Origin of the sequence: Streptomyces sp. NPDC048172, from assembly GCF_043202595.1 — a bacterium.
Classification (GTDB): Bacteria; Actinomycetota; Actinomycetes; order Streptomycetales; family Streptomycetaceae; genus Streptomyces.
Genome location: NZ_JBIDAT010000005.1, coordinates 177,917 through 201,058 on the forward strand (window position 1 = coordinate 177,917; position 23,142 = coordinate 201,058).

The 23,142-nt window shown below is 70.9% G+C and carries 21 protein-coding genes; 6 read left to right on the plus strand and 15 right to left on the minus strand.

Features of this window, described 5'->3' with window-relative positions; all coding sequences use genetic code 11:
* Window positions 1-171 precede the first annotated feature (171 nt).
* From ACGF3A_RS22555 to ACGF3A_RS22570, 4 genes are read left to right on the plus strand one after another with little or no spacing between them, the layout of a single operon-like run.
* Window positions 172-1,542, plus strand: a complete 1,371-nt coding sequence (locus tag ACGF3A_RS22555) for a helix-turn-helix domain-containing protein (RefSeq protein ID WP_393732057.1) — start codon at window positions 172-174, stop codon at window positions 1,540-1,542.
* A 36-nt stretch (window positions 1,543-1,578) separates the two neighbouring features.
* Complete coding sequence (locus ACGF3A_RS22560) at window positions 1,579-2,361, plus strand: toll/interleukin-1 receptor domain-containing protein (RefSeq protein ID WP_393732058.1); 783 nt, start codon at window positions 1,579-1,581, stop codon at window positions 2,359-2,361.
* Complete coding sequence (locus tag ACGF3A_RS22565) at window positions 2,358-4,370, plus strand: hypothetical protein (protein WP_393732059.1); 2,013 nt, start codon at window positions 2,358-2,360, stop codon at window positions 4,368-4,370. The genes ACGF3A_RS22560 and ACGF3A_RS22565 overlap by 4 nt, the downstream gene beginning before the upstream one ends.
* A gap of 16 nt (window positions 4,371-4,386) precedes the next feature.
* Window positions 4,387-5,529 (plus strand): hypothetical protein, encoded by a 1,143-nt coding sequence (locus ACGF3A_RS22570; RefSeq protein WP_393732060.1) that lies wholly within the window; start codon window positions 4,387-4,389, stop codon window positions 5,527-5,529.
* A gap of 287 nt (window positions 5,530-5,816) precedes the next feature.
* Here the strand turns inward: ACGF3A_RS22570 and metK are convergent, their stop codons facing one another.
* The 13 genes from metK to pyrR form a co-directional block, all read right to left on the minus strand.
* Window positions 5,817-7,025 carry a methionine adenosyltransferase gene (gene metK, locus ACGF3A_RS22575; protein ID WP_393732061.1) on the minus strand — a complete coding sequence of 403 codons (1,209 nt, stop codon included), beginning with the start codon at window positions 7,023-7,025 and terminating at the stop codon, window positions 5,817-5,819.
* A 264-nt stretch (window positions 7,026-7,289) separates the two neighbouring features.
* A complete protein-coding gene (gene coaBC / locus ACGF3A_RS22580) occupies window positions 7,290-8,525 on the minus strand; it encodes a bifunctional phosphopantothenoylcysteine decarboxylase/phosphopantothenate--cysteine ligase CoaBC (protein ID WP_393732062.1) in 1,236 nt (411 codons plus the stop codon).
* An 87-nt stretch (window positions 8,526-8,612) separates the two neighbouring features.
* Window positions 8,613-8,891, minus strand: coding sequence for a DNA-directed RNA polymerase subunit omega (gene rpoZ, locus ACGF3A_RS22585; RefSeq protein WP_027737075.1), 279 nt, complete (start codon window positions 8,889-8,891; stop codon window positions 8,613-8,615).
* An 82-nt stretch (window positions 8,892-8,973) separates the two neighbouring features.
* Window positions 8,974-9,570, minus strand: a complete 597-nt coding sequence (gene gmk, locus ACGF3A_RS22590) for a guanylate kinase (protein WP_393732063.1) — start codon at window positions 9,568-9,570, stop codon at window positions 8,974-8,976.
* Between the two features lie 37 nt (window positions 9,571-9,607).
* Window positions 9,608-9,931 carry an integration host factor gene (locus tag ACGF3A_RS22595; protein WP_019356158.1) on the minus strand — a complete coding sequence of 108 codons (324 nt, stop codon included), beginning with the start codon at window positions 9,929-9,931 and terminating at the stop codon, window positions 9,608-9,610.
* Between the two features lie 215 nt (window positions 9,932-10,146).
* Window positions 10,147-10,995: an orotidine-5'-phosphate decarboxylase gene (gene pyrF, locus ACGF3A_RS22600; RefSeq protein WP_393732064.1), complete on the minus strand. Its 849-nt coding sequence runs from the start codon at window positions 10,993-10,995 to the stop codon at window positions 10,147-10,149.
* On the minus strand, window positions 10,992-12,101 hold the full coding sequence (locus ACGF3A_RS22605) for a quinone-dependent dihydroorotate dehydrogenase (protein ID WP_393732636.1): 1,110 nt from the start codon (window positions 12,099-12,101) through the stop codon (window positions 10,992-10,994). Before ACGF3A_RS22605 ends, pyrF begins: the two co-directional genes overlap by 4 nt.
* Window positions 12,102-12,133: 32 nt before the next feature.
* Complete coding sequence (gene carB / locus ACGF3A_RS22610) at window positions 12,134-15,445, minus strand: carbamoyl-phosphate synthase large subunit (RefSeq protein ID WP_393732065.1); 3,312 nt, start codon at window positions 15,443-15,445, stop codon at window positions 12,134-12,136.
* Window positions 15,438-16,589 carry a glutamine-hydrolyzing carbamoyl-phosphate synthase small subunit gene (gene carA, locus ACGF3A_RS22615; RefSeq protein WP_393732066.1) on the minus strand — a complete coding sequence of 384 codons (1,152 nt, stop codon included), beginning with the start codon at window positions 16,587-16,589 and terminating at the stop codon, window positions 15,438-15,440. The genes carB and carA overlap by 8 nt, the downstream gene beginning before the upstream one ends.
* Window positions 16,586-17,170: a hypothetical protein gene (locus ACGF3A_RS22620; RefSeq protein ID WP_393732637.1), complete on the minus strand. Its 585-nt coding sequence runs from the start codon at window positions 17,168-17,170 to the stop codon at window positions 16,586-16,588. Before ACGF3A_RS22620 ends, carA begins: the two co-directional genes overlap by 4 nt.
* Window positions 17,171-17,214: 44 nt before the next feature.
* Window positions 17,215-18,504: a dihydroorotase gene (locus ACGF3A_RS22625; RefSeq protein WP_393732067.1), complete on the minus strand. Its 1,290-nt coding sequence runs from the start codon at window positions 18,502-18,504 to the stop codon at window positions 17,215-17,217.
* A complete protein-coding gene (locus ACGF3A_RS22630; protein WP_393732068.1) occupies window positions 18,504-19,481 on the minus strand; it encodes an aspartate carbamoyltransferase catalytic subunit in 978 nt (325 codons plus the stop codon). Before ACGF3A_RS22630 ends, ACGF3A_RS22625 begins: the two co-directional genes overlap by 1 nt.
* Window positions 19,482-19,606: 125 nt before the next feature.
* Complete coding sequence (pyrR, locus tag ACGF3A_RS22635; RefSeq protein WP_393732069.1) at window positions 19,607-20,173, minus strand: bifunctional pyr operon transcriptional regulator/uracil phosphoribosyltransferase PyrR; 567 nt, start codon at window positions 20,171-20,173, stop codon at window positions 19,607-19,609.
* 253 nt (window positions 20,174-20,426) lie between these two features.
* Between pyrR and bldD the strand changes: the two genes are divergently transcribed.
* Together bldD and ACGF3A_RS22645 are read left to right on the plus strand one after the other, a co-directional pair.
* Complete coding sequence (gene bldD / locus ACGF3A_RS22640; protein WP_027751102.1) at window positions 20,427-20,927, plus strand: transcriptional regulator BldD; 501 nt, start codon at window positions 20,427-20,429, stop codon at window positions 20,925-20,927.
* A 136-nt stretch (window positions 20,928-21,063) separates the two neighbouring features.
* Window positions 21,064-22,026, plus strand: coding sequence for a DUF4331 family protein (locus ACGF3A_RS22645; RefSeq protein WP_393732070.1), 963 nt, complete (start codon window positions 21,064-21,066; stop codon window positions 22,024-22,026).
* Window positions 22,027-22,101: 75 nt separating this feature from the next.
* Here ACGF3A_RS22645 and nusB read toward each other — a convergent pair whose 3' ends face one another.
* A complete protein-coding gene (gene nusB / locus ACGF3A_RS22650) occupies window positions 22,102-22,527 on the minus strand; it encodes a transcription antitermination factor NusB (RefSeq protein ID WP_393732071.1) in 426 nt (141 codons plus the stop codon).
* A gap of 2 nt (window positions 22,528-22,529) precedes the next feature.
* On the minus strand, window positions 22,530-23,096 hold the full coding sequence (efp, locus tag ACGF3A_RS22655; RefSeq protein ID WP_393732072.1) for an elongation factor P: 567 nt from the start codon (window positions 23,094-23,096) through the stop codon (window positions 22,530-22,532).
* Window positions 23,097-23,142: the final 46 nt, after the last annotated feature.

The window sequence follows — 23,142 nt, forward strand, 5'->3', positions numbered from 1 at the left end:
TGAGTGAGCACTCACTCCGCGTCGACGCGCCCTCGACGGCTCGCCGGATTTCCTGTTGCCTGCGGAAAGGGGAAACGGGAAACACCCCCTCGCGCCTTGTTGGTCCGGGCCGCCTGCCCCACGCTGACTTCCGGTGACCGGCTGCTGCCCGGAGAAGAGACGGAGGTCGAAGTGGACCAGCAGCCGCTCCAGTTCGGACCGGAGCTCCGGAGACTGCGCCTCGCGGCGGGCATGTCGCTCAGCCGCCTCAGCGCCCTCGTGCACTACAGCAAGAGCCAGCTCAGCAAGGTCGAACGGGGCCTGAAACCGCCCAGCCGCACCCTGGCCCGCCTCTGCGACACGGCCCTCCACGCGGACGGCGCCCTCGCGGAGCTCGCTCCGGTCCGCACCGCACCCGCCCCGCAGCGCTCCACCACCCCACCCGGCTCCCCCGGGGCCACCGCCCCCTGCCCCGAAGCGCGCGAAACCCCTCACGGAGACCCGTACGAAGACCCGTACGAAGGCGACGAAGACGACGAAGGCGAGGCGTGGCTCATGCACCTCTCCGCCGAAGGCCCGAGCTGGTTCCAGCCCGTCGGCCGGAGAAAACTGATGGCCGCGGGCGCCGCCTCCGTCATTCCGCTCGGCATGGACCGCGGGGCCCCGCGGGCTGACGACTCCACCCTGCTGAGCTCCGCGCGTTCCCTCTTCGACCATTACCGCAGGCTCGGCCAGACCGCGGGGCCGCAGCTCATCCTCCCGCCCCTCATCGCGCAGACCCACACGCTCCGGGAGCTGGCTCCCCGTACCGGTGCCCGCACGCGCCAGGAACTTCTCGCCCTGGCCTCGCGGTACGCCGAGTACATCGGCTGGCTCGTCCAGGAGTCCGGGGACGACCAGGGCGCGCTGTGGTGGACGGACCGCGCCGTGCACCTCGCCGTGGCCGGAGGCGACCACGACCTCGCCGCGTACGCGCTCGTACGGCGCGCCCTCGTCACCCTCTACCGCGACGACGCGCACCGGACCGTGGAACTCGCCCGGCAAGCGCAGGAGAAGGCGGGCCCCTACCGCATCCGCGGGCTCGCGGCGCAGCGTGAGGCCCAGGGGCACGCGCTGGGCGGCGACTACGACGCCTGCATGCGCTGCCTGGACCGGGCCCGGGACCTGTTCGCCCGCGCCGACCAGCAGGCGGGCGGACGTGACGGCGCCCCTGTCATCGGCCCCACTTCGCTCTCCGACCCCGTCTCGATGATCACGGGATGGTGTCTGCACGACCTCGGCCGCCCCCGCGAGGCAGCCGAGGTCCTCGACCGCGAGACGGCGACGCTCCCCGACGACGCCCTGCGCTCCCAGGCCCGGTACGGCCTCCGCCGGGCCCTCGCCCATGCCGCCGCGGGCGAGATCGACCACGCGTGCGCCCTCACCGAGGCCCTCGTTCCCGCAACCGAAGCCGTCGCCTCGGCCACGATCGCCGTCGATCTGCGGCGCCTCGCCCGCGCGTTCACCCGGCGCCCGACGTCCGCCACCCGCGCTCTGGCCCCCTGGCTCGCCAGCCGTCCGTGACCGCGACCAGCGACAGTGACCCATGGAAGGAATCGCATGCCCGAGATCTTCATCAACTACCGCACCGGCGACGGCGAGAAGAGCGCCGCGGCCCTCGAACGCGAGCTGTCCCACCGGTTCGGCAGTGATCACGTCTTCCGCGCCAGCAAGTCCATCCGCCCCGGCGAGAACTTCGGCGAGAGCCTGCTGACGAACGTACGCCGCAGCAGCGCCTTCATCGCCGTGATCGGCCCCCGCTGGCTCGACGCGCCCGACGCCGCCGATCCGTCCCGCCGGGCCCTGGACAACAGGAACGACTGGGTCCGTAAGGAGATCCAGGAGGCGTTCCGCTGCGCCCTCCACATCGTGCCCGTGCTCGACGGACGGACGATGTCCCGGCTGGACCGCAAGGCACTTCCGTCCGCTCTCGCCCGGCTCGCCGACTACCACTCCCTCCGTCTGGACATGCAGCGCGGCTCCGCCGACTTCCTCCACATCGGCGACGAGCTGGCCGCGCTCGTACCGCGCCTGGCCGAGCTGGAGTCCGCGCGCGAGGCACCGGCCGCGGCTTCCGATGCGCGCGCGTCGAACACCATGGGCGATCCGAGCGGGCCCGGGGTCCAGACCAGCGGAGATCTGCACGGTGGCGTGGCCGGGACGGTCATCAACGGGGCGTCCGGCCCGATCCACGCGGGAGGCGGGGACCTGAACCACCGCACCACTCGTGTCACCGGTGGCGCGACGTACTTCGAGAACGGCGGCAGCAGCCGCGTGAACAACCACTTCGGCCACAGCCCCCGGCGGCGCACGGACGGCGAGTTCGACGAGGACGACGAGTGACCGGCGCCAGCCACTTCTCCACGCCGTTCGTCAACGATCCGAGCGGGCCGGTCCACGCCGGTCCGGGCGACATGTACGTCACCGTGCTCCAGCAGGCGGGGATCGACGCGAGCCGCACGGGCCCCGACCCCCGGCGGGTCACCGAGGAGCAACTCACCTGGTGGGCCCGGCGCTTCAGCCCGCCGGGGCGGCTCGCCGACGCGCGTGACACGCTCCACGCACGCGGCGTCGCCCTGCTGACGGGGGATCCCGGAAGCGGCAGACGCTGCGCGGCCCTCATGCTGCTGCACGAACTGCGCGAGCCGTACGGGAGCCGTGGACGCTTCCACGAGCTGCTGGACCAGGGCGAGGAAGAGGAGGGCGGCAAAGCCCTCGATCCCGGCCATGTGGGCGACCACGACCGGCTGCTCCTCGACCTCGTCCATCTCGGCGAGGAGCGCCGCCAGGCGGTGCTCAAGGAGCTGGACGACTTCGTGGGGACCGTGCGCGAACGGCACGCGCACCTGGCCGTCGTACTGCCCGCGGCCGGGAGCTCGGCGCTCCCGCCCGAGCACCTCGCGCTAGCCGTACGGATCGGCCGGCCGGACGGTCGTGAAGTGCTGCTGCGGTATCTCCACCAAGAGGCCATCCGTCCCGAAGAGACGGATCTCGGCCACTCCGGGCTCACGGAGTTCCTGGAGCGGGAGAGCATGGAGCGGATCAGCTCCCTGGCCGTGCACATTCGCGAGGCCCGTCAGCGCGACGGGGAGGGGCTGGGGTTCGCCGACTGGCTGGCGACGGCTCTCAGGGCCGTCTCCCCCAGCGACACCGAAGTGGCCAAGTGGCTGACGGAGACCGGGCACGGCACGCGGCGTGCCCTTCTCCTGACGACGGGCTTCCTCCACGGAGCCCGTTCCGACACGGTGCACCGGGCGACGCACGCGCTGGTGAACATGGCACGGCACCCCGCCGTGGCCACCCCGCTCCTGGCCCACGAGCCCCTGGCCGCACGGCTCGACTCCGTGCACGCCGAGCTCCGCGAGGGCCGTGTCTTCCTCAAGGAGCTGGGTCGTGACCGGATCGTGCGCACACACGGCTGGAACAACTTTCCCGACGTCCGCCCCGCCCTGCGCGGCTGGGTGCGGCGCATCGCCACCGAGTCGTGGCTGGACCACGACGAACGCGCCGCCCTCGTACGGCGCTTCACCCTGCAGTGGCTCCGCACCGAACCGCCCGATGAGCTCAAAGAGCTGCCCGAGAAATGGGCCGCACATCCGCAGGAGCTCCTCGGCAGGGCCGCCGCCTCCCAGCTCCTCCGGCACGCGGTCCTGCACGAGCGGCACGGCGCACGCTTCCGGCGGATGCTGTACTTCTGGGCGAAGGAAGCCTCGCTGGGCGTCGGACTGGCACACGTCCTCATCGGCGTGTGCACCGAGTACCTGCTGGCCCGCTACCCGGACCAGGCCATGATCCGGCTGCGTCACCTCGCGCGGCATCCGCACGCCTCCGTACGGGAGGCGGCACGAGTGGCCCTCACCAGGGTCACCCGTGGCGACGACCGTCTCTACCGGCGGCTGATCGTGCGCCTGCGGCCGGAGTACGAGCGGCACAGCGCGGCCGACTCGGAGCTCTTCCTGCACCTGACAGAACCGTCCCGGCTGCTGACGTACGCACCACGCGCGGAGCCTCTGCTCGCGGAGCCCGCGCTCCGGATCCTGCTCGCCACGCACTGGTTCGCCGTCCGCAGGCGGGTCCCCGTCGCGGCCTGGTCCGCGCGCGAGCTGAGCTGGCTCGACGCGGCCCGTGCCGAAGGGCCGCACGGCGAGCTGCTGCTCGACGTCCTCGTCGACTCGTGCGCGAGCGACGCGACAGCCGCCAGCCGTCTCTACGTGGCCGCCCGCGACTGGGCCGCCGGGAGCCCGGCCGTTCACCAGGACGCCGCCGCGACGGTCCTGGCCCGCGTGCAGGCCCGTATCCGTACCGCGCTCGGCATCGGCCGCCGACCCTCGCCATTCCGTCCTTCCTCATGAACCGGGAGACAGAGCCATGAGTTCCGGCCACAGGACGCTGACGGTCTTCCTCACCGTCATCACCGGGCTGTTCCTGACCATCGTCGGGCTGTACGCGCACTGGCCGCCCTGGATCTGGGCCGTCACGGGGGCGGGGCTGCTGGGGGCCGCGTTCCTCGCCGGGAAGCTGTCCGCCCCACGGGTCGACCCGCTCGCACGTACGTACGGACCCGAGCCCGACCTGCCCGTACCGCCGCGCGAGAACCGCGAACAGCGCGTCCACGACGTGGCCCTGTCCAGTTCCGCGCCCGACTACGACTTCCTGCTGTCGGCCACGGTCCGCTGGTGTCCGGTGGAGACGCATCCCGAGGCGCCTCCGATCAGTCCGGGCGGCCTGGCCGTCAGCGCGGTACTGGACTGGGCCCGGCACATCACCGCCAAACTGCCGCCGCACCGTGCGGGCTTCGCTCAGCACCAGCTCGAAGGCGCGCTCGGGACGATGCGCCCCGATCCCACGGGCCGCCTCCTGGTCATGGCCGAGAACGTCACCCTCACGCTGGACGAGGAGGACTCCCGGAGACTGACCCGGCTCTCGACCGTGCGCAAGGACGAGGCGCTGTGGGAGCACGAGCGCAAGTGGGAACGCAGCAAACGCGCGTACCTGGGCGAGGACGTGCTCCGGAACACCGGGAGCGCCGTCGTGTGGTGGCTCTCGAAGAACGACGACCAGATCGAGAAGACCGTCGACGACATCGGCGTACTGGCACAGCTCACTTCGGCGGCCAACAATCGTGACCTTCCGAAGGAGTTCGCACACATGGCGCCGTACCCCGTCCCGGATTCCGCGCCTCCGCCACCCGCTCCTCTTTACGCCGGCAACGGCTTCCCGCACTCCGAACCGCCCTTCGGGGACGGCCCCTCGACGAACGGCGCCACGCCTCCCCCACCGGACGCGCTGGACCTGTTCACCGACATGATGCGCGCCATGGGCTTCTCCCCCGGCGACAGCGAAGCCGCCTACATCGCCGAGGAGTACGCCCACAACCTGGACGCCTTCGGCCGGAACGACGAGGCCCGGCGGATCCGCGAGCGCTTCAACTCTCCGCCCCCTTCCCCGGACGACGTGCCCGAGAGCACCGGGGAAACCGGGGACACCGGGGACGAGGCTCAGGAGGACTGAACTCCCCGCCCGGGGCCAGGAGAAGGGACGCGCCCGAGGTCAGGATGGCTGGGGCGCCGCCCGGGGGCGGTGGGCATGCCTTTGGCCGCTCGGCCACGACCGGTCCCGTTGCCCTCCGGGGAGGGACGACGGGGCGGCGGCGGGATTCGAACCCGCGAGGAGACTCGGTCTCCGATGAAGTAACCCCGGCCTTCGCACCGGGCGCGTCCGTGCACAGGGTATGCCGGAGGCCCGGCATCCCGCCAGCGTGGGATGCCGGGCCCCGGCGTGCGAACCGGACGGTGCGGCTAGATGCCGACCGCCTTGCGGAGGGCGTCCACACGGTCCGTGCGCTCCCAGGTGAAGTCCGGGAGGGCGCGGCCGAAGTGGCCGTACGCCGCGGTCTGAGCGTAGATCGGGCGCAGCAGGTCGAGGTCGCGGATGATCGCGGCCGGGCGGAGGTCGAAGACCTCGGAGATGGCCTGCTCGATCTTCTCGACGTCCACCGAGGCCGTGCCGAAGGTCTCGACGAAGAGACCGACGGGCTCGGCCTTGCCGATCGCATAGGCGACCTGGACCTCGCAGCGCGAGGCGAGACCGGCCGCGACGACGTTCTTGGCGACCCAGCGCATCGCGTACGCCGCCGAGCGGTCGACCTTGGACGGGTCCTTGCCGGAGAAGGCACCGCCGCCGTGGCGGGCCATGCCGCCGTAGGTGTCGATGATGATCTTCCGGCCGGTGAGACCCGCGTCACCCATCGGGCCGCCGATCTCGAAGCGCCCGGTGGGGTTGACCAGGAGGCGGTAACCCTCCGTGTCGAGCTTGATGCCCTCGTCGACCAGGGCCTTCAGCTCGGGCTCGACGACGAACTCGCGGATGTCGGGCGCGAGCAGCGAGTCGAGGTCGATGTCGGCGGCGTGCTGCGAGGAGACCACGACGGTGTCCAGGCGGACGGCCTTGTCGCCGTTGTACTCGATGGTGACCTGCGTCTTGCCGTCGGGGCGCAGGTACGGGATGGTCCCGTTCTTGCGGACGGCGGAGAGGCGCTCGGAGAGCCGGTGCGCCAGGGTGATGGGCAGCGGCATGTACTCGGACGTCTCGTCGCAGGCGTAGCCGAACATCAGGCCCTGGTCGCCCGCGCCCTGCTTGTCGAGCTCGTCGTCGTCGCCCTCGACCCGCTTCTCGTAGGCGGTGTCGACGCCCTGCGCGATGTCGGGCGACTGCGCGCCGATCGATTCGGAGACACCGCACGAGGCGCCGTCGAAGCCCTTCTTCGACGAGTCGTAGCCGATGTCGAGGATCTTGTTGCGTACGAGCGCCGAGATGGGCGCGTACGCCTTGGTCGTCACCTCTCCGGCCACGTGGACCAGGCCGGTGGTGATCAGCGTCTCGACGGCGACCCGCGAGTGGGGGTCTTCCTTCAGAAGGGCGTCGAGGATGGTGTCGCTGATCTGGTCAGCGATCTTGTCAGGGTGACCCTCGGTCACAGATTCCGAGGTGAACAAGCGGCGCGACACATCGCTCCCTGGGGTTGCAGCGGCTGCTGGCTGAGCATGGGGCGGACCGGTCGGGGGCTGCGCCCAAGCACGGTCCGCGGCCAGTTTATCCATCTCCACCCGCATCCAATCACGGACTCTCGAACTCCGAGACGACCATGACCAGCTCAATCCGAACTTCAGCACCAGTCATGGCGGGCCCGCAATCCCCATAAATGGTGGCGTGTCGGTCGTCCGCGGGGCCGGTCAAGAGCGCCGTTCCGGCCCCGTTCGACGGTATCCGGTCTACTCGGGAAAGCGTTCGGCGACGAGGTCCCAGACCGTGTCGGCGAGGGCCTCCTTCGGCCCGTACGGCACCGTCGTCTCGCTGCCGTCGGCGCCCAGTACGACCGCTTCGTTCTCCTCGGCGCCGAAGGTCTTGCGCTCCCCCACCTCGTTCACGACGAGCAGGTCGCAGCCCTTCGCGGCGAGCTTGGCGCGGCCGTGCGCGAGCACGTCGTCGGTCTCGGCGGCGAACCCGGCGACCACCTGCCCGGCGCGCGGCCGCGCGCCCGCGAGCTCGGCGAGGATGTCCGGATTCCGGACGAGCTCCAGCGGCTCCGGCTCCGCGCCGCCGTCCTTCTTCTTGATCTTGCCGGGGGCGTAGACGGCCGGCCGGAAGTCGGCGACGGCGGCCGCCATCACCACCGCGTCGGCGTCCGCCGCGGCCTTGAGGACGGCATCCCGCAGCTCCAGCGCCGTACCGACGGGCACGACGTCCACGCCCGCGGGGGCGGGCAGCGCGCTGTTCGCGGAGAGGAGCGTGACCCGGGCGCCGCGCGCCGCGGCCGTACGCGCCAGGGCGTAGCCCTGCTTGCCCGAGGAGCGGTTGCCGAGGAAGCGGACGGGGTCGAGCGGCTCCCGGGTGCCGCCCGCGCTCACGACGACGTGACGGTCCGCGAGGTCGGCCCTGCCGGGGCCCTCGCCCTCGGTCACGTTCCGTTCGCGCGCGAGGACCCCGCGGCAGAATTCGAAGATCGCGTCCGGGTCCGGGAGCCGTCCCTTGCCCGTGTCCACGCCGGTCAGGCGGCCGACGGCGGGCTCGATGACGAGCGCGCCGCGGCGGCGGAGCGTGGCGACGTTCTCCTGGGTGGCGGGGTGCTCCCACATCTCGGTGTGCATCGCGGGGGCGAAGACGACCGGACATCGCGCCGTGAGCAGCGTGTTCGTCAGCAGGTCGTCGGCGATGCCGTGGGCGGCCTTGGCGAGCAGGTCGGCGGTCGCGGGTGCGACGACGACGAGGTCGGCGCCCTTGCCGATACGGACGTGGGGGACGTCCTCGACGGACTCCCAGACCTCCGTGGAGACGGGGTGGCCGCTCAGCGCGGCCCAGGTGGCGGCCCCCACGAAGTGCAGCGCCGAGTCGGTCGGCACGGCCCGTACGTCATGGCCGCTCTCGGTCAGCCGTCGCAGCAGCTCGCACGCCTTGTAGGCCGCGATGCCGCCGCTCACCCCCAGGACGACCTTCGGCTTCTCCGTCACTCGTCTCTCCCCACACGTGGTTGCTTGGCCTCCATGACACACCAGGGGCCCGGCAGCCGCGCTGCCGGGCCCCTGGTAGGGAGGGTGTTACTGGCCGACCGGCGGGGCCTCTACGGCCTCGGAGGTCAGCAGGCCCGCGTTGATCTCGCGGAGCGCGATCGAGAGCGGCTTCTCGTGCACGTGGGTGTCCACCAGCGGGCCGACGTACTCGAGGAGGCCCTCGCCGAGCTGCGAGTAGTACGCGTTGATCTGGCGCGCGCGCTTGGCGGCGTAGATCACAAGGCTGTACTTCGAGTCGGTGGCCTCGAGCAGCTCATCAATCGGCGGGTTGATGATGCCCTCGGGCGTGGTGATGGAAGAGGACACGCTCTGCCTTCCGAAGGATGGATGAAGAGAGAATGATCGATTCTGAGATCTGAGATCCGCAGCTTCGGCGGAATCAGGGGAATCAATCGATACGCATCAAGGCTAGCAGCTCAGCGCTGACGTCCTCGACGGAGGTGTTGACGAGGGTGGTGTCGAACTCGGCCTCGGCCGCCAGCTCGGTGCGGGCGGCCTCCAGCCTGCGCTCGATGACCTCGGGCGGCTCGGTGCCGCGCCCCGTCAGCCGCCTGACCAGCTCTTCCCAGCTCGGCGGAGCCAGGAAGACCAGTCGGGCGTCGGGCATGGACTCCCGGACGAGGCGAGCGCCCTGGAGGTCGATCTCCAGCAGGACGGGCTCACCCCGCTCCAGGTGCTCGAGAACGGCCTGCCGGGGCGTGCCGTACCTGTTGCCCGCGAACTCCGCCCATTCGAGCAGCTCACCGTTGGCGATGAGCTTGTCGAACTCCTCGTCGTCCACGAAGAAGTACTGCACCCCGTGACGCTCGCCGGGGCGGGGCCTTCGGGTGGTGGCGGAGACGGAGAGCCAGACCTCGGGATGGGCCTTGCGCATGTGTGCGACGACCGTGCTCTTGCCGACCCCGGAGGGACCGGAGAGCACGGTCAGCCGCGATGTGCCGACCGGGGGTGCCGGGGTCTCCCCCCGGGGAACTGCAGAACTCATGCAGTGATTATCCCGGTTCACGGGAGTGCCTGTTACCTCAGGCGTTCGCGCCGCCGAACTCGCGCTCCAGGGCGGCGATCTGATTGGAGCCGAGACCGCGCACGCGGCGGCTCTCGGAGATCCCGAGACGCTCCATGATCTGCTTGGCGCGGACCTTGCCGACGCCAGGCAGGGACTCAAGCAGCGCGGAGACCTTCATCTTGCCGATGACATCGTTCTCCTGGCCCTGCTTGATGACCTCGTGGAGGGATGCGCCGGAGTGCTTCAGCCGGTTCTTGACCTCGGCGCGCTCCCGGCGAGCCGCGGCGGCCTTTTCGAGCGCGGCTGCGCGCTGTTCAGGGGTAAGGGGCGGAAGAGCCACGCCTACGTCACCTCGGATGTCGAACTGTCGGATACGGACCGGTGAGGAACCTAGTAGCCCTACACCTGCGGAGCAACGAGCAACGCGCCTGTTCGCGGTGCTCTCGACGGAGACTAGCGGCCGTGAGCCCCACAGTCAGCGAGAACAGACGAAAAGTCCAGGTCAGAGTTCATCGACCTGGACATTTCGGGGCATAATCAGCAGATTTTTACGCCTCAGGCGGCTGCTTTCCGTACCTCATCCGCGAATCGCGTCGCGGAATCCCGCAATCCGATTATGTCCGGGCCGTGTTTCAGCACTCCCCGGCTCACACTCGGCACGACATTCCGGACAGCACCGCCGAAGACCGCGGGCAGATCGGCGGGCGTGGCGCCCTGCGCGCCGATGCCGGGGGCGAGGAGCGGACCGTTCACGTTCAGCGGAAACGCCGAGAGATCGCCGAGCGTCGCGCCGACCACCGCGCCGAAGGAGCCGAGCGGCTCCGCGCCCGCGTTCTCGGCCGCCAGATGGCGCAGTACGGTCGCCGCGACCGTGGTCCCGGCCCCGTCGTCCTCGCGGACCGCGTGCTGGACCTCGCGGCCCTCCGGGTTCGAGGTGAGCGCGAGGACGAAGAGACCGGCGCCGTTCGCCCGCGCCGTCTCGACCGCCGGGGCGAGCGAGCCGTAGCCCAGGTACGGGCTGACCGTGAGCGCGTCGGAGAAGAGCGGCGAGCCCTGGTCCAGGAACGTGGCGGCGTACGCGGCCATGGTCGAGCCGATGTCGCCGCGCTTGGCGTCCATCAGCACCAGGGCCCCGGCCTCCCGGGCCTCGGCCACGGTCCGCTCCAGGACCGCGACGCCGCGCGAGCCGAAGCGCTCGAAGAACGCGGACTGCGGCTTGAGCACGGCGACCCGGTCGGCCAGCGCCTCGACCGTCGTACGGGCGAAGCGCTCCAGGCCCGCGACGTCGTCGTCCAGGCCCCAGTCGCGCAGCAGCGACGCGTGCGGGTCGATCCCGACGCAGAGCGGACCGCGGGTGTCCATGGCGCGGCGCAGCCGGGCACCGAAGGGTTCGGGTCCGTTCATGAGGAGACCTTCCTGTGCTTGGCGCCGATCGCCTCGGCGAGCGTCGCGTAGGGGCTCGCCGCCAGCCGCTCGGCGAGGCCCTTGTGGAGCCGGCGCATCCAGAACGGGCCCTCGTAGATGAAGGCGGAGTAGCCCTGTACGAGCGTGGCACCGGCGAGGATGCGCTGCCAGGCGTCGTCGGCGGTGGTGATGCCGCCTACGCCGACGAGGGTGAGGCGGTCGCCCACGCGTGCGTACAGGCGGCGCAGCACCTCCAGCGAGCGGTCCTTGACCGGGGCGCCGGACAGGCCGCCGGTCTCCGCGGCCGTACGGGGATCGGCGCGCAGGCCGAGGCCGTCGCGGGCGATGGTCGTGTTCGTGGCGATGATGCCGTCCAGGCCCAGTTCCACGGCGAGGTCGGCGACGGCGTCGACGTCCTCGTCCGCGAGGTCGGGCGCGATCTTGACCAGGAGCGGCACCCGGCGGCCCGTGACCGTGCGGTCGGCGGCCTCGCGGACGGCCGTCAGCAGCGGGCGCAGGTGCTCGGTGGCCTGGAGGTTCCGCAGGCCCGGGGTGTTCGGGGACGAGACGTTGACGACGAGGTAGTCGGCGTGGACCGCCAGGGCCTCCGTCGAGGTCACGTAGTCCTCGGCGGCCTCGGGCTCCGGGACGACCTTGGTCTTGCCGATGTTGACGCCCACGGTCGTACGGAACACGGGGTTCCGCGCCGCGAGACGGGCGGCGACGGCCGCCGAGCCGTCGTTGTTGAAGCCCATCCGGTTGATCAGCGCGCGGTCCTCGACGAGGCGGAAGAGCCGCTTCTTCGGGTTGCCGGGCTGGGGCTGCCCGGTGACCGTACCGATCTCGACGTGGTCGAAGCCGAGCATGGCCATGCCGTCGATCGCGACCGCGTTCTTGTCGAAGCCCGCCGCCAGCCCGAAGGGGCCGTGCATACGGCGGCCCAGGGCCTCGGTACGCAGGGTCTTGTGCCGTGGGGCGAGGACCGCGGCGGCGAACGTACGCAGGACGGGGACGCGGGCCGCCAGGCGGATCCAGGAGAAGGCCAGGTGGTGGGCCTTCTCCGGATCCATCCTGCGGAAGAGCACCCGGAAGAGGAGCTGGTACACGGAACGGGTCTCGGAACGTGTCACGGACCGGGTCACCCTTCCCGCGCCGCGATCAGGTGCTCCGCGTGGTCCTGGAGCGAGCGGACGCCGACCTCGCCGCGGGTGAGCGCCTCGATGCCCTGCACCGCGGCGGCCAGCGCCTGGACGGTGGTCAGGCACGGGACGGAGCGGGCGACGGCGGCCGTACGGATGTCGTAGCCGTCGAGACGGCCGCCCGTGCCGTACGGCGTGTTGACGATCAGGTCGACCTCGCCGTCGTGGATGAGCTGCACGACCGTGCGCTCGCCGTTCGGGCCCTCACCCTGGCTCTGCTTGCGGACGACCGTGGCGTTGATCCCGTTGCGCTTGAGAACCTCGGCGGTGCCGGAGGTGGCGAGCAGCTCGAAGCCCATCGCGACCAGCTCGCGGGCCGGGAAGATCAGCGAGCGCTTGTCGCGGTTGGCGACCGAGACGAAGGCGCGGCCCTTGTTCGGCAGCGCGCCGTACGCGGCGGCCTGGGACTTCGCGTACGAGGTGCCGAAGACCGAGTCGATGCCCATGACCTCGCCGGTCGAGCGCATCTCCGGGCCGAGCACCGTGTCCACGCCGCGGCCCTGCACGTCGCGGAAGCGGGTCCAGGGCAGGACCGCCTCCTTGACCGAGATCGGCGCGTCCAGCGGCAGGTCGCCGCCGTCGCCCCCGGCCGGGAGCATGCCCTCGGCGCGCAGCTCGGCGACGGTCGCGCCCAGCGAGATCCGGGCCGCCGCCTTTGCGAGCGGGACGGCCGTGGCCTTGGAGGTGAAGGGGACGGTGCGGGAGGCGCGGGGGTTGGCCTCCAGGACGTAGAGGATGTCCCCGGCCATCGCGAACTGGATGTTGATCAGGCCGCGGACGCCGACGCCGCGCGCGATGGCCTCGGTGGAGGCCCGCAGCCGCTTGATGTCGAAGCCGCCGAGGGTGATCGGGGGCAGCGCGCAGGCGGAGTCGCCGGAGTGGATGCCGGCCTCCTCGATGTGCTCCATGACGCCGCCGAGGTAGAGCTCGGTGCCGTCGAAGAGCGCGTCGACGTCGATCTCGATGGCGTCGTCGAGGAAGCGGTCGATGAGGACCGGGTGCTTCTCGATGAGGCCCGCGTGCCGCTCCAGGTACGCGGCGAGGGAGGGCTCGTCGTAGACGATCTCCATGCCGCGCCCGCCCAGGACGTAACTGGGGCGGACCATGACCGGGTAGTTGATCTCGGCGGCGATCCGCTTGGCCTCGTCGAACGAGAAGGCCGTGCCGTACTTCGGCGCGGGCAGCCCGGCCTCGGTCAGCACGCGGCCGAAGGCGCCGCGCTCCTCGGCCAGCTCGATGGCCTCGGGCGAGGTGCCGACGATCGGTACGCCGTTGTCCTTGAGGGCCTGCGCGAGGCCCAGCGGGGTCTGGCCGCCGAGCTGGACGAGGACGCCGGCGACGGGGCCCGCCTGCTGCTCGGCGTGGACGATCTCCAGCACGTCTTCGAGGGTCAGCGGCTCGAAGTAGAGGCGGTCGGAGGTGTCGTAGTCCGTCGAGACGGTCTCGGGGTTGCAGTTGACCATGACGGTCTCGTAGCCCGCGTCGTGCAGCGCGAAGGAGGCGTGCACGCAGGAGTAGTCGAACTCGATGCCCTGGCCGATACGGTTGGGACCCGAGCCGAGAATGATCACGGCGGGCTTCTCGCGGGACGCGACCTCGGTCTCCTCGTCGTACGAGGAGTAGAAGTACGGGGTCTTCGCGGCGAACTCGGCGGCGCAGGTGTCGACCGTCTTGTAGACCGGGCGGATGCCGAGGGCGTGCCGGACCTCGCGGACGACGTCCTCGCGCAGCGAGCGGACCGCGGCGATCTGGGCGTCGGAGAAGCCGTGCCGCTTGGCCTCGGCGAGCAGCTCGGCGCTGAGCTCGGGGGCCGCGGCGATCTCGTCGGCGGTCTCCTTGATGAGGAAGAGCTGGTCGACGAACCAGGGGTCGATCTTCGTCGCCTCGAAGACCTCCTCCGGGGTGGCCCCGGCGCGGATGGCGGCCATGACGGTGTTGATCCGGCCGTCGGTCGGGCGGACGGCCTCGGCGAGGAGCTCCGCCTTGTCGCCCGTCGGGGCGGCGAAGTCGAACTGGCTGCCCTTCTTCTCCAGCGAGCGCAGCGCCTTCTGGAGGGACTCGGTGAAGTTGCGGCCGAGAGCCATGGCCTCGCCGACCGACTTCATGGTGGTCGTGAGCGCCGAGTCGGCGGCCGGGAACTTCTCGAAGGCGAAACGCGGGACCTTGACGACGACGTAGTCGAGGGTCGGCTCGAAGGAAGCCGGGGTCTCCTCGGTGATGTCGTTGGGGATCTCGTCCAGCGTGTAGCCGACGGCGAGCTTCGCGGCGATCTTCGCGATCGGGAAACCGGTCGCCTTGGAGGCGAGCGCCGAGGAGCGGGAGACGCGCGGGTTCATCTCGATGACGACGACCCGCCCGTCGTCCGGGTTGACCGCGAACTGGATGTTGCAGCCGCCGGTGTCGACGCCGACCTCGCGGATCACGGCGATGCCGATGTCACGGAGGATCTGGTACTCGCGGTCGGTGAGCGTCATCGCGGGCGCGACGGTGATCGAGTCGCCGGTGTGCACGCCCATCGGGTCGAAGTTCTCGATGGAGCAGACGACCACGACGTTGTCGTTCTTGTCGCGCATCAGCTCCAGCTCGTACTCCTTCCAGCCGAGGATGGACTCCTCCAGGAGCACCTCGGTGGTCGGCGAGAGCTCCAGGCCCTGGCCCGCGATGCGGCGCAGCTCCTCCTCGTCGTGCGCGAAGCCGGAGCCCGCGCCGCCCATGGTGAAGGAGGGGCGGACGACGACGGGGTAGCCGCCCAGCTCGTCGACGCCGCGCAGGACGTCCTCCATCGAGTGACAGATGTACGAGCGCGCGGACTCGCCGTGGCCGATCTTGCCGCGGACGGCCTCGACGACCTCCTTGAACTGGTCGCGGTCCTCGCCCTTGTTGATCGCCTCGACGTTGGCGCCGATCAGCTCCACGCCGTGCTTCTGCAGGGTCCCGGCCTCGTCCAGCGCGATCGCGGTGTTGAGCGCGGTCTGGCCGCCGAGGGTGGGCAGGAGCGCGTCGGGGCGCTCCTTGGCGATGATCTTCTCGACGAACTCGGGGGTGATCGGCTCGACGTAGGTGGCGTCGGCGATCTCCGGGTCGGTCATGATCGTGGCCGGGTTGGAGTTCACGAGGATGACGCGCAGGCCCTCGGCCTTGAGGACACGGCAGGCCTGCGTACCGGAGTAGTCGAACTCTGCTGCCTGGCCGATGACGATCGGACCGGAGCCGATGACCAGGACGGACTGGATATCGGTGCGCTTAGGCACGCTGGTCCTCCATGAGGGCGACGAAGCGGTCGAACAGGTAGGCGGCGTCGTGCGGACCCGCTGCCGCTTCGGGGTGGTACTGGACGCTGAAGGCGGGCTTGTCGAGCAGGCGCAGGCCCTCGACCACGTTGTCGTTGAGCCCGACGTGGGAGACCTCGGCCCGGCCGTAGGGGGTGTCCACGGCCTGGTCGAGCGGCGCGTCGACGGCGAAGCCGTGGTTCTGCGCGGTGATCTCGACCTTGCCGGTGGTGCGGTCCTGGACGGGCTGGTTGATGCCCCGGTGGCCGTACTTGAGCTTGTACGTGCCGAAGCCGAGGGCGCGGCCCAGGATCTGGTTGCCGTAGCAGATGCCGAAGAGCGGGGTGCCGCGCTCCAGCGCGGCCCGCATCAGCTCGACCTGGTGGTCGGCGGTGGCGGGGTCGCCGGGGCCGTTGGAGAAGAAGACACCGTCGGGGCCTCCCGGCGCGACCGCGTACACCTCCTCCACCGTGGCGGTGGACGGCAGCACATGGACCTCGATGCCGCGCTCGGCCATCCGGTGCGGGGTCATGCCCTTGATGCCGAGGTCGATCGCGGCGACGGTGTACTTCTTCTCCCCGATGGCCGGGACGACGTACGCCTCCTCGACCGTGACCTGCGCGGCGAGGTCTGCGCCCGTCATCTCGGGCGTCTGGCGGACCAGCTCGACCATGTCGCCCTCGGCGGGGAGCGCGTCCCCGGAGAAGATGCCGACGCGCATCGAGCCGCGCTCGCGCAGATGGCGGGTGAGGGCGCGGGTGTCGATGCCGCGGATGCCGACGACGCCCTGCTCCTCCAGCTCCTCGTCGAGGGAGCGGGTGGAGCGCCAGTTGGAGGGGACGCGGGCGGGGTCGCGGACCACGTATCCGGAGACCCAGATGCGGCGGGACTCGGCGTCCTCCGCGTTGACCCCGGTGTTGCCGACGTGCGGCGCGGTCATGACGACGACCTGGCGGTGGTACGACGGGTCGGTCAGGGTCTCCTGGTAGCCGGTCATGCCGGTGGAGAACACGGCCTCGCCGAAGGTCTCCCCCAGGGCCCCGTAGGCGCGGCCGCGGAAGGTGCGGCCGTCCTCCAGGACGAGGACGGCGGGAACCTTCGCGGTTCCCCTGGCGGAGGTCGTCATGGTGCGCCTTCCTGGTTGTGCTGCGCCGCGACGCCGTTGTCGCCGCTCATCTCGTTGATCTTGTCGACCCAGGTCTGGTGGTCCGCCGCGTGGTCGGAGCGGAAGCCCGAGTCGAGGGTGCGGTCGCCGTGCTGCCAGGTGACGACCAGCAGGCCGCCCTCGGTGAGCACCTTGCCCGCGATGCCGGTGTCGAGCCGGGCGCCGCGCAGCCGGTCCGCCGGGATCCAGTAGTCCTGCGCCCCCGGCCGTACGACCGCGAGGCCCTCGGCCGTGAGGGTGAGCTCGGCGCGGCTGCGGGTGCCCAGGCCGTGCGCGACGATCCGGTCGAGCCACTGGCCCGCGCTGGTCGAGCCGTGGTACCGCCCGCTCAGCAGGAGCAGGGGCTCGCCGGTCTCCTCGGGGATCTCCGGCAGCTCGGGCAGGTCGCCCTGGAGGGTGCCGCGCCACTTCCAGCCCTGACGCATCAGCCAGTAGATCAGCGCGATGAAGAGGACGAGGCCGACGACCCAGCCGATGCGCGCGGCCCAGTCGGTGACCTCCTGCGACTTCTCCGCGAGGTGAATCTGCTGGATCTGCTGGATCTGCTGGACCTGCTGGACCTGCTGACCGATTTGGCTCTGTGCGCTCACACCAATGTCCCGTCCACAACCGTCGTACGGCCCCGCAGCCAGGTGTGGGTCACGCGTCCGGGCAGCTCACGGCCCTCGTAAGGGGTGTTTCCGCTGCGGGAGGCGAAGCCCGCGGGGTCCACCTGTCCACGGTAAGCCGGGTCGAGGAGGACGAGGTTGGCGGGCTCGCCGGGCTCCAGGGGGCGGCCGTGCCCTTCGAGCCGTCCGATGGCGGCGGGGCGGTGCGACATCCGGTCGGCGACCTGCGCCCAGTCGAGGAGCCCGGTGTCCACCATCGTGTGCTGGACGACGGAGAGCGCGGTCTCCAGGCCGACCATGCCCATGGCGGCCGCGCCCCACTCGCAGTCCTTGTCCTCGTGCGGGTGCGGGGCGTGGTCGGTGGCGACGCAGTCGATGGTGCCGTCGGCCAGCGCCTCGCGCAGGGCCATGACGTCGGCCTCGGTACGCAGGGGCGGGTTGACCTTGTAGACGGGGTCGTACGAGCGGACCAGTTCGTCGGTGAGCAGCAGGTGGTGCGGGGTGACCTCGGCGGTCACGTCCCACCCCTTGGACTTGGCCCAGCGGACGATTTCCACGGACCCTGCCGTCGACAAGTGGCAGATGTGCACCCGCGAGCCGACGTGCGCGGCGAGCAGCACGTCGCGGGCGATGATCGACTCCTCGGCGACGGCGGGCCAGCCCTGCAGGCCCAGCTCGGCGGAGACGGTGCCCTCGTTCATCTGGGCGCCCTCGGTGAGCCGGGGCTCCTGGGCGTGCTGCGCGACGACGCCGTCGAACGCCTTCACGTATTCGAGGGCGCGCCGCATGATCACCGCGTCGTCCACGCACTTGCCGTCGTCGGAGAAGACCCGCACCTCGGCGGCCGAGTCGTGCATGGCGCCCAGTTCGGCGAGCTTCTTGCCCTCCAGCCCGACGGTGACGGCGCCGACGGGGCGTACGTCGCAGTAGCCGTACTCCTTGCCGAGGCGCCAGACCTGCTCGACGACGCCCGCCGTGTCGGCGACGGGGAAGGTGTTGGCCATGGCGTGCACCGCGGTGTAGCCGCCCTTGGCGGCGGCGCGGGTGCCGGTCAGCACGGTCTCGGAGTCCTCGCGGCCCGGCTCGCGCAGATGGGTGTGCAGGTCCACCAGGCCGGGGAGCAGCACGGAGCCGCGGGCCTCGACGACCTCGGCGCCCGGCGCCTCCAGGCCGCGCCCGACGGCGCCGATCGTGCCGTCGGCCTCGATGAGGACGTCCTGCGGCTCGCCGCCGAGGATCTTCGCACCGCGGATCAGGGTCTTGCTCATCAGTTGCTCTCCTCAGCGTGAACGGCGTGAACGGTGCGGGCGGGCTCGGCTCCGCCGAGCAGCAGGTACATCACGGCCATCCGGATGCTGACGCCGTTGGCGACCTGCTCGACGGCGGTGCAGCGCGGCGAGTCGGCGACCGGGGCGGTGATCTCCATGCCGCGGTTCATCGGCCCGGGGTGCATCACGATCGCGTGGTCGGGCATCCGGGCCATGCGCTCGCCGTCGAGGCCGTACCGGCGGGCGTACTCGCGCTCCGTGGGGAAGAACGCGGCGTTCATCCGCTCGCGCTGGACGCGCAGCATCATCACCGCGTCGGACTTGGCGAGCACCGCGTCCAGGTCGTACGAGATCTCGCACGGCCAGCTCTCGACGCCGACCGGCACCAGGGTGGGCGGCGCGACGAGGGTGACGTGGGCGCCCAGGGTGGAGAGCAGATGGACGTTGGAGCGGGCGACGCGGCTGTGCAGGATGTCGCCGACGATCGTGATCCGCTTGCCCGCGAGGTCCGCGCCCTCCTCGCCGACCAGGCGGCGGCGCATGGTGAAGGCGTCGAGCAGGGCCTGCGTGGGGTGCTCGTGGGTGCCGTCGCCCGCGTTGATGACCGAGCCGCCGATCCAGCCGGAGGTGGCCAGGCGGTGCGGCGCTCCGGAGTCGCCGTGCCGGATGACGACGGCGTCGGCGCCCATGGCCTCCAGGGTGAGCGCGGTGTCCTTGAGGGACTCGCCCTTGGAGACCGAGGAGCCCTTCGCGGAGAAGTTGATCACATCGGCCGAGAGCCGCTTGGCGGCGGCCTCGAACGAGATCCGGGTGCGGGTCGAGTCCTCGAAGAAGAGGTTGACGATGGTGCGGCCGCGCAGCGTCGGCAGCTTCTTGATCGGCCGGTCGGCGAACCTGGCCATCTCCTCGGCGGTGTCGAGGATCAGGACGGCGTCGTCGCGGGTGAGGTCGGCGGCCGAGATGAGGTGTCGCTTCATCTGTTGCCTTCCTGCCTTCCGTGGTGAGTCAGGAGTGGTCGCGGTGGTCCAGGGGCCGGTGCTTCACGCACGCGTGCGGGCACGCGGGCGCGCACCGGCGGCGCGCGGAGTCTGTGGGGAGCTGGCTAGACGGTCTCGCGGGTGCCGAGGAGCACGCCGTCGTGGCCGTCCTCCTCGGTGAGCTGGACCTTGACGGTCTCCCGCTGCGACGTGGGGAGGTTCTTGCCGACGTAGTCGGCGCGGATCGGCAGCTCGCGGTGACCGCGGTCCACGAGAACGGCGAGCTGGACCGCGCGGGGGCGTCCGATGTCACCCAGGGCATCGAGCGCCGCCCGGATCGTACGGCCGGAGTAGAGCACGTCGTCGACGAGGACGACGAGGCGTCCGTCGACGCCCTCGGCCGGGATCTCGGTGCGCGCCAGAGCGCGCGCCGGGCCGAGGCGGAGGTCGTCGCGGTACATCGTGATGTCGAGGGATCCGACCGGCACGGAGCTGCCGGTGATCTCTTCGAGCTTGGCGGCGAGCCTTCTCGCGAGGAACACCCCGCGGGTGGGAATGCCGAGAAGCACCACGTCGTCGGCGCCCTTGGCGCGCTCGACGATCTCGTGGGCGATGCGGGTCAGCACCCGCGCGATGTCCGGGGCCTCAAGAACGGGCCGGGCCGGACCGGGGGGCACACTGGTGTCGTCCATGAAAAGCGGACCTCCTTCCCCGCCTCACGGGACGGGCCTTAAAGGACGTCGATCTGTCGTCGGACAACGGTACCAGGGGCAGGTGACGGGCCACTTCCGCCCCTCCCCCACCCCAGGTGGAAGCCGTCTGGACCCCCTCGGCTTGACGCGGCACATTACGCTGCGTAACCTCACAGTGAGTTACGAAGCACGCGGCAAGGCCCCACGCGGCGGAGCCGCTCAGCGATACGCGACACAGCGTCCGGGGAGCCATATGTCCAGCGAATACGCCAAACAGCTCGGAGCGAAGCTCCGCGCCATCCGCACCCAGCAGGGCCTCTCCCTCCACGGCGTGGAGGAGAAGTCCCAGGGCCGTTGGAAGGCGGTCGTGGTGGGCTCGTACGAGCGCGGCGACCGTGCGGTGACCGTGCAGCGCCTCGCCGAGCTGGCGGATTTCTACGGGGTCCCGGTGCAGGAGCTGCTGCCCGGCACCACTCCGGGCGGCGCCGCCGAGCCGCCGCCGAAGCTCGTCCTCGACCTGGAGCGCCTGGCGCACGTGCCCGCCGAGAAGGCCGGCCCCCTCCAGCGTTACGCGGCCACGATCCAGTCCCAGCGCGGGGACTACAACGGCAAGGTCCTCTCCATCCGCCAGGACGACCTGCGCACCCTCGCGGTGATCTACGACCAGTCGCCGTCCGTGCTGACGGAGCAGCTCATCAGCTGGGGCGTGCTGGACGCGGACGCGCGCCGCGCCGTCTCCCACGAGGACGCCTGACGGCCGTCCCCTGTCGTGCACCCGCTGGGCGGGGACTCCTTCGCGGGGTCCCCGCCCAGCGGCGTTCACGGGGCGGGTGCGTGCCGGTTCTGGTCTGATGGCGGGAGGGGGTGCCGTACAGACCGAAGAGGACCTCATGTCGCACCATCTCAGCGGCCCGAACCTCCGCTCGCCCCAGGACGACGCACGGCTGGACCTGACGGACCTGTTCGTCTTCCCGTCGACCGTGCGGGGGCACACCGTCCTGATCATGAACGTGAATCCGTTCGCGCCCGCCCAGGGCGAGGAGTTCCACCCCGACGCCGTGTACCGGATCAATGTCGACACGGACGGCGACCACCGGGCCGACCTCGCCTACAGCTTCGTCTTCTCCGAGCCCGACAGCGCCGGGCAGACCGTCACCGTGCACCGCGCCACGGGCGAGGACGCACAGCGGCACGAGGCCGCGGGCGAGACCGTCCTCAGCGACGCCTCGGTCGCCTTCGGGCCTCAGCCCAACGTCGTGGAGTACGGCCCCTACCGGCTGTCCGCCGGGCTGCGCAGCGACCCGTTCTTCGCCGACCTCGACGGGATCGTGAACGACTTCCGGTGGACGGGCGTGGACTTCGGCGCCGACAAGAACGTCTTCGGCATCGTCCTGGAGGTCCCCGACTCGGAGCTCGGCGAGGGCCCGGTCGGCGTCTGGGCGCGGGTCAGCGTCGTGCGCGACGGCGAGCTGGTGTCGGTCGACCGGGGCGCCCACCCCTCCCTCACCGCGTACTTCAACGAGGAGGACGCGAAGGAGGCGTACAACGCGGGCGAGCCCGCCGACGACCGGGAGACCTATCTGGAGCCCTGGAGCGCGGTCCTCGCGCACACCGGCGGGTACTCCCGCGAGGAGGCGGAGCGGACGCTGGGCACCGTGCTGCCGGACGTGCTGCGCTACGACCGCACCCGCACCGTCGCCTATCCCAACGGGCGCCGCCTGACGGACGACGTGACCTCGGCGCGGCTGGCGATGGTGTCGGGCGGCAGGATCACCGACGACCACATCGGCCCGCACACGGATCTGCTGCCGGACTTCCCGTACCTGGGCCATCCGCACCCCGCCGCGTGGTGACGGCACGCGAGAGGGCGTGCCCGGAGGTCCTCCCTCCGGACACGCCCTCTCGTCGGCTGAGCGCGGCGCCCGCGCCTAGCGGCGCAGTGTCGGCTTGAGCTCCTTCAGACGGCCCAGCAGGCCGTTGATGAAGCCCGGGGACTCGTCGGTGGAGAACTCCTTGGCGAGCTGCACCGCCTCGTCGATGACCACGGCGTCCGGCACCTCGTCCACCCACAGCAGCTCGTAGACCGCCAGCCGCAGGATGCCCCTGTCGACGACCGGCATCCGGTCCAGGGTCCAGCCCACGGAGTAGGTGGAGATCAGCTCGTCGATACGGGGCGCGCTCTCCGCGTACCCCTCCACGAGCTGCATCGTGTACTCGGTGACCGGCGGCTGCCGGGAGTCGGTCCGGGCGAGCCGCAACCAGTCGGCCAGCACCGTGCGCACCTCCGCGCCGCGCTGGTCGGCCTCGAAGAGGATCTGGAAGGCGCGCTTACGGGCCTTGTTGCGAGCGGCCACGGTTAGCTGTTCACCCGGCTCAGGTACTCGCCGGAGCGCGTGTCGACCTTGATCTTCTCGCCGGTGGTGATGAAGAGCGGCACCTGGATGCTGTGGCCGGTCTCCAGCTCGGCGGGCTTGGAGCCACCGGTCGAGCGGTCGCCCTGGACGCCCGGCTCGGTGTGCTTGATCACCAGCTCGACGGCGGCGGGCAGCTCGATGTAGAGCACCTCGCCCTCGTGCTGCGCGACGGTGGCCTCGAAGCCCTCGATGAGGAAGTTGGCCGCGTCGCCGACGGTCTTGCGCTCGACGTGGAGCTGGTCGTATGTCGACATGTCCATGAAGACGAAGTAGTCGCCGTCCATGTACGAGAACTGCATGTCACGTCGGTCCACGGTGGCCGTCTCGACCTTCGTGCCAGCGTTGAACGTCTTGTCGACGATCTTGCCGGACAGCACGTTCTTCAGCTTGGTGCGGACGAAAGCGGGGCCCTTGCCGGGCTTGACGTGCTGGAACTCAACGACGGACCAGAGCTGGTCGCCGTCGAGCTTGAGCACCATGCCGTTCTTGAGGTCGTTCGTGGATGCCACGGTCGCGGAATCTCCTGAGACTGCTGCTGCGGAAACCGAGGAGCAG

Coding starts and splice junctions, on each gene's coding strand:
- ACGF3A_RS22560 (WP_393732058.1), top strand. CDS start 1,579: ATGCCCGAGATCTTCATCAACTACCGCACCGGCGACGGCGAGAAGAGC.
- ACGF3A_RS22570 (WP_393732060.1), top strand. CDS start 4,387: ATGAGTTCCGGCCACAGGACGCTGACGGTCTTCCTCACCGTCATCACC.
- gmk (WP_393732063.1), bottom strand. CDS start 9,570: ATGAGTTCTGCAGTTCCCCGGGGGGAGACCCCGGCACCCCCGGTCGGC.
- pyrF (WP_393732064.1), bottom strand. CDS start 10,995: ATGAACGGACCCGAACCCTTCGGTGCCCGGCTGCGCCGCGCCATGGAC.
- carA (WP_393732066.1), bottom strand. CDS start 16,589: ATGACGACCTCCGCCAGGGGAACCGCGAAGGTTCCCGCCGTCCTCGTC.
- ACGF3A_RS22625 (WP_393732067.1), bottom strand. CDS start 18,504: ATGAGCAAGACCCTGATCCGCGGTGCGAAGATCCTCGGCGGCGAGCCG.
- ACGF3A_RS22630 (WP_393732068.1), bottom strand. CDS start 19,481: ATGAAGCGACACCTCATCTCGGCCGCCGACCTCACCCGCGACGACGCC.
- pyrR (WP_393732069.1), bottom strand. CDS start 20,173: ATGGACGACACCAGTGTGCCCCCCGGTCCGGCCCGGCCCGTTCTTGAG.
- bldD (WP_027751102.1), top strand. CDS start 20,427: ATGTCCAGCGAATACGCCAAACAGCTCGGAGCGAAGCTCCGCGCCATC.
- ACGF3A_RS22645 (WP_393732070.1), top strand. CDS start 21,064: ATGTCGCACCATCTCAGCGGCCCGAACCTCCGCTCGCCCCAGGACGAC.